The 9,371-nt window shown below is 70.0% G+C and carries 9 protein-coding genes; 1 reads left to right on the top strand and 8 read right to left on the bottom strand.

All coding sequences use genetic code 11. From position 1 onward, the window contains the following. Nucleotides 1-2: 2 nt before the first annotated feature. The 8 genes from ACZ6YG_RS29690 to ACZ6YG_RS29655 all read right to left on the bottom strand — a co-directional run bounded on the left by ACZ6YG_RS29690 (nt 3) and on the right by ACZ6YG_RS29655 (nt 8,424). Nucleotides 3-1,664: an ABC transporter substrate-binding protein gene (locus ACZ6YG_RS29690; protein WP_466019802.1), complete on the bottom strand. Its 1,662-nt coding sequence runs from the start codon at nt 1,662-1,664 to the stop codon at nt 3-5. A 145-nt stretch (nt 1,665-1,809) separates the two neighbouring features. Next, nucleotides 1,810-2,361 (bottom strand): gluconokinase, encoded by a 552-nt coding sequence (locus ACZ6YG_RS29685; RefSeq protein ID WP_271276385.1) that lies wholly within the window; start codon nt 2,359-2,361, stop codon nt 1,810-1,812. Next, nucleotides 2,351-3,580 carry a D-mannonate dehydratase ManD gene (manD, locus tag ACZ6YG_RS29680; protein WP_466019801.1) on the bottom strand — a complete coding sequence of 410 codons (1,230 nt, stop codon included), beginning with the start codon at nt 3,578-3,580 and terminating at the stop codon, nt 2,351-2,353. The genes ACZ6YG_RS29685 and manD overlap by 11 nt, the downstream gene beginning before the upstream one ends. 24 nt (nt 3,581-3,604) lie before the next feature. After that, nucleotides 3,605-4,228 (bottom strand): bifunctional 4-hydroxy-2-oxoglutarate aldolase/2-dehydro-3-deoxy-phosphogluconate aldolase, encoded by a 624-nt coding sequence (locus tag ACZ6YG_RS29675; RefSeq protein ID WP_466019800.1) that lies wholly within the window; start codon nt 4,226-4,228, stop codon nt 3,605-3,607. A 2-nt stretch (nt 4,229-4,230) separates the two neighbouring features. Continuing rightward, the gene (gene dgoD, locus ACZ6YG_RS29670) at nt 4,231-5,379 is read right to left on the bottom strand and encodes a galactonate dehydratase (protein ID WP_466019799.1); all 1,149 of its coding nucleotides are present in this window, start codon (nt 5,377-5,379) and stop codon (nt 4,231-4,233) included. A gap of 4 nt (nt 5,380-5,383) precedes the next feature. Then, nucleotides 5,384-6,199 carry a carbohydrate ABC transporter permease gene (locus ACZ6YG_RS29665; RefSeq protein ID WP_148033094.1) on the bottom strand — a complete coding sequence of 272 codons (816 nt, stop codon included), beginning with the start codon at nt 6,197-6,199 and terminating at the stop codon, nt 5,384-5,386. Then, a complete protein-coding gene (locus ACZ6YG_RS29660) occupies nt 6,196-7,128 on the bottom strand; it encodes a carbohydrate ABC transporter permease (protein WP_148033095.1) in 933 nt (310 codons plus the stop codon). Before ACZ6YG_RS29660 ends, ACZ6YG_RS29665 begins: the two co-directional genes overlap by 4 nt. Nucleotides 7,129-7,185: 57 nt before the next feature. Beyond that, nucleotides 7,186-8,424, bottom strand: coding sequence for an ABC transporter substrate-binding protein (locus tag ACZ6YG_RS29655; RefSeq protein ID WP_466019798.1), 1,239 nt, complete (start codon nt 8,422-8,424; stop codon nt 7,186-7,188). Between the two features lie 184 nt (nt 8,425-8,608). On the opposite strand from ACZ6YG_RS29655, the gene ACZ6YG_RS29650 reads away from it, so the two are divergent. Continuing rightward, the gene (locus tag ACZ6YG_RS29650) at nt 8,609-9,370 is read left to right on the top strand and encodes a FadR/GntR family transcriptional regulator (RefSeq protein WP_222709044.1); all 762 of its coding nucleotides are present in this window, start codon (nt 8,609-8,611) and stop codon (nt 9,368-9,370) included. The last annotated feature ends 1 nt before the right edge of the window (nt 9,371 follow it).

Below are 9,371 nucleotides of genomic sequence, written 5' to 3'. Positions count from 1 at the left end.
AGTTATGCCTTGGTCAGGTAACGCAGGCGGGCCAGGCCGTCCATCGGCTGGACCCAGCCGGCGACCTCCTCGCGCACCGGGAGAGTGAAGTTCGGCTGGCAGATGATCACCCACGGCACGTCGGCCGCGAGGATCTCCTGCACCCGGGCCCACAGTTTGAGCCGCTCGGCCTCCTCCACCGTGGTGTGCGACTGCTCGAAGATCTTCTCGATCTCGTCGTTGACGTAGTTGGAGTAGTTCAGGTTGGCGCCCTTGGTGAAGCTGGTGCCGAGCATGTACTCGACGTCGTTGACCCACAGCTGCCCGGCGGTGAGCTGCAACGGGATGCTCTTCTTCTCGCGGCGCTCGCCGAGGGTCGCCGGGTCCAGCGGGGCGAGCTTCAGCTCGATGCCGGCCTTCCTGGCCTCGCTCCGCACCAGCACGGCGATCTGCTGCTGCTCGGCGTTGTCGGCCTCGAAGACGAGCTCGGAGCTGATCGACGGCTTGCCGGCCTCGGCCAGCAGGGCCTTCGCCTTGTCCAGGTCGTAGGCGTAGGGGTAGCCGGTCTCGGCGTAACCCGGCATGTCCAGCGGCACCAGGCTCTTGGCCGGGCGGGCGTCGCCGCCGTACACGTTGCTGATGATCTGCTCGTACGGAACCGCGCAGGCCAGCGCCTGGCGCACCTTGACGTCGTCGAACGGCGCGGTGGCGACCGACATCTGGATGGCCACCTGGTTGTTGCTCGGCGCGGAGATCACCTTGATGCCCTGGGCGTCCTTCAGGTCGGCGACGTCGCGGCGGCTCATCCCGAGGGCGATGTCCACGTCGCCCGCCTCCAGCTGCAGGCGCTGGGTGGCGGCGGCCGAGACCACGGTGAGGCGGATGGTGCTCAGCCTGGCCGGGTCCTGGCCGGGGTAGCCGGTGTTGGCGCTGAGCTCGATCTCCTGGCCCTGGACCGCCTTGGAGACCTCGAAGTAGCCGCCGGTCGGCGGGTTCTTGGCGAACCACTCCTTGGCCCAGGGGTCGGCGTCGGTGGCGTGCTTCTTGGCCTCGGCGGAGTCGAAGACGTACAGGGAGATGGCCTGGATCTGCCGGGTGAGCGCGCTGGGGAACGCCTGGTGGAACTCCACCGTGTAGTCGTCGACCACCTTGACCTGGTCGGCCTCGGTGAGCCCGATCAGCCGGTAGACGCCCGCGACGTTGGCCTTGGCGGCGAACGCCCGGTCCTTGGACCATTTGACGTCGGCCGCGGTCATCTCGTTGCCGCTGGCGAACTTGACGCCCTTGCGCAGCTTCAGCGTCCAGACCTTGTTGTCGGCGTCCGGCTCGAACGACTCGGCGAAGGTGGGGGCGATGCTCTCGGTGTCGAGGATCTGCGCCCCGCCGACGTCCTTCACGCCGTAGTCGATCATGTAGGGGAAGACGTTCTTGAACAGCATGAGCGCGGTGAGGTCGAACCCCACGAAGTCCTGGTCCCAGCTGCTGACGTAGCCGCCCACCGCGATGCGCAGCGCGCCGCCCTCCCCGCCGGACGCGGCCCCCGACGGCTGCGGCTGCTCGCCCCCCTTGGTCCCGGCGGCGCACCCGGCGGCGAGCAGCAGCGCCACGCCGCCGCCGAGCCGCAGCGCCGACCTGCGCGACATCGGCAGCGAGCCGGCGGCGACCGCACGTGAGAATCCGGCCATGGGGGTCCTCCTGGGGGACACGGAAGAGACGACGTGTTCAGTCAGGCCTTCCGTTCACTGAACGCTCCCGCGTGCCAGTTCACCGGTCAGAGTCCTGTCTATCTCTGACGTTGTACCGGTAACCGGGCATTAAGGACAAGGACGTTCAGATAATTTCACCAGAGGGAAACATCCGGCCGGGCAGGCCGAGACGGGTGAGCGCCGCCGCCACCAGCTCGTCCGGTGACAGCGCCACGTCCAGCACCATCCCGGACTCGTCCGGATCGAGGTGCTCCAGGATCTGCTGCTGCGAGTCGAGCAGGCTGGCCGCCATGTAGTGGCCGGTGCGGCGGGTCATCCGGTCCCTGATCAGCTCCGGGGCCCCGTCGAGGTGGACGAACTCCACGTCCGGCGGGCCCTGCCGCAGGACGTCGCGGTAGGCGCGCTTGAGCGCCGAGCACGCCAGGACGGTGGAGACGCCTTCGGCGTGCCGGTCGGCCATCCAGGAGGCCAGGTCGCGCAGCCACGGCCAGCGGTCCGCGTCGTCCAGCGGGACGCCGGCGCGCATCCGGGCCACGTTCGCCTCCGAGTGGAACTCGTCCGCCTCGGCGAACCGCAGCCCGGTCGCCTCGCTGATGCCGCGGGCCACGGTCGTCTTGCCCGCGCCCGACACGCCCATGACCACGATGTGCCGGGTGGGCGGACGGTCACCAGTCATGGACGGTGCCGTCCTTGAGCCGGTTGAACGGCAGGTAGGCCGCCTGGTACGGGAAGCGCGCCGCCGCCTCCTCGTCGAGCTCCACGCCGATCCCCGGCAGCTCGCCGGGATGCAGGTAGCCGTTGGTGAAGCTGAACGACTGCCGGAACACCTCGTCGGTGGCCGCGCCGTGCCGCATGTACTCCTGGATGCCGAAGTTGTGGATCGCCAGGTCCAGGTGGAGTGCGGCGGCCATGCCGACCGGCGAGATGTCGGTCGGGCCGTGGATGCCGGACTTGATCTGGTACTGGGCGGCGTAGTCGAGGAGCTTGCGCATGGCGGTGATCCCGCCGGTGTGGGTGACGGCTGAGCGGACGTAGTCGATGAGCTGCTCGCGGATCAGGGTCTGGTAGTCCCACACGGTGTTGAAGACCTCGCCGATGGCCAGCGGGGTGGTGGTGTGCTGCCGGACCAGGCGCAGCGCCTCCTGGTTCTCCGCCGGGGTGCAGTCCTCCAGCCAGAACAGGTCGTACGGTTCGAGGTCCTTGCCGAGCCTGGCCGCCTGGATGGGGGTCATCCGGTGGTGCCCGTCGTGCAGCAGCGGCAGCTCGGGGCCGAACTCGTTCCGTACCGCCTCGAAGACGCCGGGCAGGTGGCGCAGGTAGGCGCGGGTGTCCCAGTCCTCCTCGGCGGGCAGCGGGGTGCGCTGGGCCGGCTCGTAGTCGTACCGCTTGCCGCCGATGCTCGGCTGGGCGGCGACGCCGTACACCGCGTCGACCCCCGGCACGGAGGTCTGCACCCGGATCGACCGGTACCCCAGCTCCAGGTGCAGGCGGATCGAGTCGAACAGCTCCGGCAGGTCGCGGCCCGAGGCGTGCCCGTACGCCATGATCCCGTTCCGGGAGGCTCCGCCGAGCAGCTGGTAGAGCGGCATCCCGGCGGCCTTGGCCTTGATGTCCCAGAGCGCCACGTCCACGGCGGCGATGGCGGCCATGGTGACGGGGCCGCGCCGCCAGTACGCCGAGCGGTAGAGGAACTGCCAGGTGTCCTCGATGCGGTGCGGGTCCCGTCCGATCAGCAGGGGGGCGACGTGGTCGGCCAGGTACGACGCGACCGCCAGCTCCCGCCCGTTGAGGGTGCCGTCGCCCAGCCCGGTGATCCCGTCATCCGTCGTGATCTTGAGGGTCACGAAGTTGCGGTCGGGGCTGGTGACGATGACGTCCGCTGCGGTGATCTTCACGTGGATGCCTTTCTCAACGAGGGGTCACGACGTCGCGGCCAGGAAGGCGCGGGCCCGCTCGCGCAGGGCGTCCAGGTCGCCGCCGGACGCCGCGTCGCCGACCAGCGGCCCCCCGACGCCGGCCGCGATCGCGCCCGCGGCGAGGAAGCCGGGCAGCTCGGCCAGGCCGACGCCGCCCACCGCGACGAACAGGAGGTTCGGGAACGGGTCGCGCAGCGCCTTCAGGTAGGCGGGGCCGCCCAGGGAGGCGGGGAAGAGCTTGACCGCGGCGGCGCCCATCCGCGTCGCGGTGTACGCCTCGGTCGGGGTGAGCGCTCCGGCGGCGACCGGGAGCCCACGCCTGGCCGCCGCGCCGATGGAGTCGACGACGGCCGGGGTGACGACGAACTGCGCGCCGGCGGCGGCCACGTCGGCGACGTCCGCCTCGGTGAGCACGGTGCCGGCGCCGACCAGCGTGCCGGCCGGCGCGGCGGCCCGGATGGCCGCGATGGCGTCGAGCGCGCCGGGGGTGGTCAGGGCCACCTCCAGCACGCGGACGCCCTCGTCGAGCAGCGCGGTCCCGGCGGCGACGGCGGCCGCCCCGCCGGAGCCGCGGATGATCGCCAGCAGCCGGGTGGCGGCGAGCGTGGCGGTGAAGTCGGATGTCATGGTCACCATTCCGCGTAGGAGCCGTCCCGGTGCCGCCAGACGGGGCCGCGCCAGGCGTGTCCCCGCTTGCCGGCCGAGCGCACCGCCTGCTCGTCGACCTCGATGCCCAGGCCGGGCCCGGTGAGCCGCTCGACGTACCCGTCGACGAAGGTCAGCGGGGTCTTGTCCACGCAGTAGTCCAGCATGTCGGCGCCCAGGTTGTAGTGGATGCCGAGGCTCTGCTCCTGGATCAGGTAGTTGGGCGTGGCGAAGCCGACCTGCAGGCAGGCCGCGAGGGCGATCGGGCCGAGCGGGCAGTGCGGGGCGAGCTGCACGTCGTACACCTCGGCGAGCGCCGCGATCTTGCGTACCTCGGTGATGCCGCCGGCGTGCGAGAGGTCCGGCTGGGCGACCGCGATGCCGGCCTGGAGGACGGGCAGGAACTCCTGCCTGCTGTAGAGCCGCTCCCCCGTCGAGACGGGGATGGTGGTCGAGCGGACGAACTCGCCGATGAGGTGCGAGTTCTCCGGTACGACCGGCTCCTCCAGGAACAGCGGCCGGTACGGCTCCAGCAGCGGCGCCACCCGGCGGGCGCTGGCGAGGGTGAACCGCCCGTGCAGGTCGACGGCGACGTCACGGTCGTCGCCGAGCACCTCGCGGGCGGCGGCCACCCGGGCGACCACGCCGTTCAGCTCGGCGACCGACGCGACCGGGCTCATCCTGCCCGAGGCGTTCATCTTCACCGCGGTGAGCCCGGCCTCGACCTGGGCGGCGACGTGGTCGCGGACCTCGCCCGGCTCGTCGCCGCCGACCCAGCCGTACACCCGGATCCGGTCCCGGACCGGCCCGCCGAGCAGCTGGTGCACCGGGGCGCCGAAATGCTTGCCGGCGATGTCCCAGAGCGCCTGGTCGAGGCCCGCCACGGCGCTGGCCAGGATCGGGCCGCCGCGGTAGAACGAGCCCTTGGTCAGCACCTGCCAGTGGTCCTCGATCCGCAGCGCGTCCTTGCCGATCAGCAGCTCCGCGAGCTGGTCCACGGCGGCCCTGACGGTCTCGGACCGCCCCTCGCAGGTGGCCTCGCCCCAGCCGACGATCCCGGAGCCGGTCTCCACCCGGACGAACAGCCAGCGGGGGGCGACGAGGAAGGTCTCGACGCGCGCGATGGTCGTCATCGGCTCAGCCCTTCGTCGCGCCGGCGGTGAGGCCGGAGACCACGTACTTCTGCACGAACAGGGCGATCACCATGATCGGCAGGGTGACCACGGTGGTCGCGGCCATCAGGCCGCCCCAGTCGATGCTGGCGTACCCGACGAAGTCGAAGATCGCGACGGGCAGCGTCTTGGTGTCGGCGTCGGAGAGCACGAGCGCGAACATGAAGTTGTTCCAGGAGAAGATGAAGGACAGGATCCCGGCGGTCGCGATGCCCGGCACCGACAGCGGCAGCGTGATGCGGCGGAAAGCGCCGATGTGGGTCAGCCCGTCGACCAGCGCCGCCTCCTCCAGCTCCGTGGGCAGGCTGTCGAAGTAGCCCATCATGATGTAGACCACCAGCGGCAGCGACACGAACATGTGGCTGATGATCAGCACCTCGTAGCCGCCGACCATCCGCAGGTTGGAGAAGACGTAGTACCAGGGCACCAGGAGCGAGACGCCGGGGATGATCCGGGCCATCAGCACCACCAGCGCGGACTTGCGCATGTTGAACCGGCTCATCGAGTAGGCGGCCGGCAGCCCGAGGATCAGCGACGCCACCGTGGCGGCGAACGCCACCCAGAGGCTGTTGACGATGAACGTGACGTAGTTCGCCTGCTGGAGCACCTTGCCGAAGTTGTCCAGGGTGGGCGAGAACACCAGGGCCTTGCCCGGGTCGTAGATGTCGACGTTGGTCTTGAACGCCGCGGCGACCATCCAGACCAGCGGCGCCACCAGGGCGAGCACCACGACGGTGAGCGCCGCCACCCGGAACACCCGGTACGCGAGACTGGGCCTCATCGCCGCGCCTCCTTGCGCCGGGCGGTCAGGGCCCACATCGCCCCGATGATGATCAGGAAGAACAGGATGAGGACGGTGGAGGAGACCCCGTACTCGTTGTAGTCGAAGCTGAGCCCGTAGGCGTACACGTTCAGGGTCTCCACCTCGTGGAACGAGCCGCCCCCGCGGCCCTTGGTGGCGTAGAGGATGTCGAAGGTCTTCAGCGCGTCGATGCCGCGCAGCAGGATCGCCACGGTCACCGTGGGCATCAGCAGCGGCAGGGTGACGTGCCGGAACCGCTGCCAGGTGCTGGCGCCGTCGATCCTGGCCGCCTCCTGCGGCTCCTCCGACAGCGAGGTGAGCCCGGCGAGCAGGATCAGCACCACCATCGGGGTCCACTGCCACACGTCGATGAAGATCGTGGTGGGCAGGGCGGTGTGCTCGCCGGCGAGCCACGGCTGCGGCCCGATGCCGATCCAGCCGAGCACCTGGTTGGCCATGCCGATGTTCGGGTCGAAGATGAGCCGCCACATCATGCCGACCGCGACCGGGGTGGCGACGAGCGGCAGCAGGATCGCGACCCGCACCCACTTCTGCCCCTTGAACGGCCGCCAGAGCAGCAGCGCGATCGCCATCCCGAGGACCATCTCGAACAGCAGCGCGACGCCGGTGAACGTGGCGGTCCGGCCGACGGCGGGCCAGAACCTGGTGGTGTCGGACAGCACGTCGAGGTAGTTCTGGAAGCCGACGAACTCGCTCTCGGCGCGGACCGATCCCTCGGCGTCGGTGAGGCTGAGGTACCCCGTCCAGGCCAGGGGGAACACGAGCAGCGCGGCGACGAAGGTCATCGCGGGCGCGGCGAACAGCCACTTGCGGTGGTCGTTGACCCAGCGCACCCAGCCGGGCGTGCCGGAGGCGCCGCTCGGCGCCTTGCTGGTGATCGTTGCCATGAGGTCTCCAGGGGTGGGCGGGCGGCGGGCGCTCGGCCCGCCGCCCGCGCGTGCCGCTTACTCGGCCTCGTCGTCCAGGAACTGCTGGAAGGCGGTGTGGGCCGTGTCGGCCGAAGCCGCGGCGTCCTTGCCGGTGATCGCGTCGACGATCGGCTGGCCGACGATCTCGCGGGCCTCGGCGACCTTCACCACCAGCGGCCGGTCATGGCCGACGCCGTTCTCGGTGCTGGCCGCGATGGCCTCGGCCAGGTCCTCGGGGAAGGTCGAGACGCCCTCGGGGTCGGCCCAGACCGAGGTCCGGGCGCCCGGCACGCCGGACTTCTGCTGGGCGAGCGTCTGCTCCTTGCCCGTGGCCCACTCGATGAACTTCCAGGCGTTCTCGGTGTTCTCGGAGGCGTCGTTGATGCCCAGCGCCCACGACGGGATGTTGTACGGCTTCGAGCCCGCCGGGCCGGCCGGGAACGGCGCGAAGCCCACCTGGTCCGACACCTTGGACTTGTCCGCGTCGGTGGCGTTCTTGTAGAGCGAGTTCGCCTCGGTGTAGAAGGCGGCCTTGCCCTGGGTGAAGATCGCCATCGCCTCGGGCCAGCCCATGTCGGTGCTGACGTTCGCGGGGCCGTAGTCCTTGATCAGCTCGCCGTAGTAGGCGTACGCCTGCTTGGCCGCGTCGGTGCCGACCGCCGACTTGCCGCTCTGGTCGACGAAGTCGCCGCCGAAGCTGTAGAGGAAGCTGGAGAACTGGGTGACCGCCGCGGACTTGCCCGTACGGGCGACGAAGCCGGCGACGTCAGGCTCCGATTCCTTGATCTTGGCGGCGGCGGCCTTCAGCTCGTCCAGGGTCTTGGGCGGGGCGCTCAGACCGGCCTTCTCCAGCAGGTCCTTGCGGTAGTAGAGGACCTCCTGCTCGGTGATGATCGGGATGCCGACCGGCTTGCTCTCGTACGTGGTGGACTGCACCGGGCCGGGCTGGAAGTCACTGAAGTCCCAGCTCTCGGACTTCACCTGCTCCGTGAGGTCGGCCAGGTACTTGTTCCTGGCGAAGAGCTTGCCCTCCTGCAGGGGCCGGTACATCATCACGTCGATGTCGGCCGAGCCGGCGTTGAGCTTGACGTTGTACTGGTCGGAGAGCTGGTCCTCGCCGAGCTGGGTGATCTCCACCTTGAGCCCGGTCTGCTTCTCGAACTCGGGCAGTGCCTGCTTGACGTTCTCCGTCCACACGTGGTTGGCCAGGGTGACCCGGACCGTGTCGGACGCGCCGCCGCCGCCGTCGCCTCCGCCGCAGGCGGTCAGGCTCATGGCGACAACCACGGCCAGAGAAGTACCGGTTATCGATCGACGTCGCACGTCATCTCGCCTTTCTGGCATGGCCGCCGCCCCCCTGAAGGGCGCCACACTCGTCTAACATCTGACTAATGCCGGGATGTTAGGGCAAAAAAGCTGATTTATTCAAGGCTTGGCGTCAACTGATATGCTTTCAGCCGTGAACCAGTCCTCCCCAGGGGGCGCACCCACTCAGCGATCCCTTGCCGAGGCTGGGCTGCACGCACGAGTCCTCGACCATCTCGGCACCGCCATCTGCAACGGCGACGTGGCCGCCGGTTCCGTCCTGAGCATCGAAGACCTGGTCGACCGCTACCAGGTCTCCCGCTCGGTCATCCGCGAGGTGCTGCGGGTGCTCGCCTCCATGGGGCTCATCGAGACCCGGCGCCGGGTCGGCATCATGATCCAGGCCGCCGGCGCGTGGAGCGTCTTCGACCCGCAGGTGATCCGCTGGCGGCTCGCCTCCGGCGGGCGGATGGCGCAGATGCGCTCGATCACCGAGCTGCGGACCGCGATCGAGCCGCACGCCGCCTGGCTGGCCGCCGAGCGGATCGGCGACGACGAGGCGAGCGAGCTGGTCGGGCTCGCGGCCAAGATGTGGGCCGCGGGGAAGGCCGGCGACGAGTCGCGCTTCCTCAGCCTGGACATCGACTTCCACCGCCGGGTGCTGGCCGCCTCGGGCAACGAGATGTTCGCCAAACTGCAACTGATCGTCGCCGAGGTGCTGGCCGGACGTCACCACTACCACCTGATGCCCCACTACCCCCACGAGCAGGCGCTGCAGCTCCACATCGACGTGGCCCAGGCGCTCCAGCGCCGCGACGGCGAGCGGGCCAGGCAGGCCATGGTCGACATCATGGAGCAGGGGTTCGCCGAGATGCGGTCGATGTGGGAGCGGACGGCCGAGCCCGGCGGCGTGTGAC

It is taken from the genome of Nonomuraea sp. NPDC054003 (assembly GCF_055585125.1).
Note: the sequence above shows the minus strand (reverse complement) of the source record. Positions and strands in the feature narration are given on the sequence as shown.

What these genes read in the sequence shown, in the direction of transcription:
- ACZ6YG_RS29655 (WP_466019798.1), bottom strand. Translation starts at nt 8,424, where the DNA reads ATGAGCCTGACCGCCTGCGGCGGAGGCGACGGCGGCGGCGGCGCGTCC.
- ACZ6YG_RS29690 (WP_466019802.1), bottom strand. Translation starts at nt 1,664, where the DNA reads ATGGCCGGATTCTCACGTGCGGTCGCCGCCGGCTCGCTGCCGATGTCG.
- dgoD (WP_466019799.1), bottom strand. Translation starts at nt 5,379, where the DNA reads ATGACGACCATCGCGCGCGTCGAGACCTTCCTCGTCGCCCCCCGCTGG.
- ACZ6YG_RS29675 (WP_466019800.1), bottom strand. Translation starts at nt 4,228, where the DNA reads ATGACATCCGACTTCACCGCCACGCTCGCCGCCACCCGGCTGCTGGCG.
- ACZ6YG_RS29685 (WP_271276385.1), bottom strand. Translation starts at nt 2,361, where the DNA reads ATGACTGGTGACCGTCCGCCCACCCGGCACATCGTGGTCATGGGCGTG.
- ACZ6YG_RS29660 (WP_148033095.1), bottom strand. Translation starts at nt 7,128, where the DNA reads ATGGCAACGATCACCAGCAAGGCGCCGAGCGGCGCCTCCGGCACGCCC.
- ACZ6YG_RS29665 (WP_148033094.1), bottom strand. Translation starts at nt 6,199, where the DNA reads ATGAGGCCCAGTCTCGCGTACCGGGTGTTCCGGGTGGCGGCGCTCACC.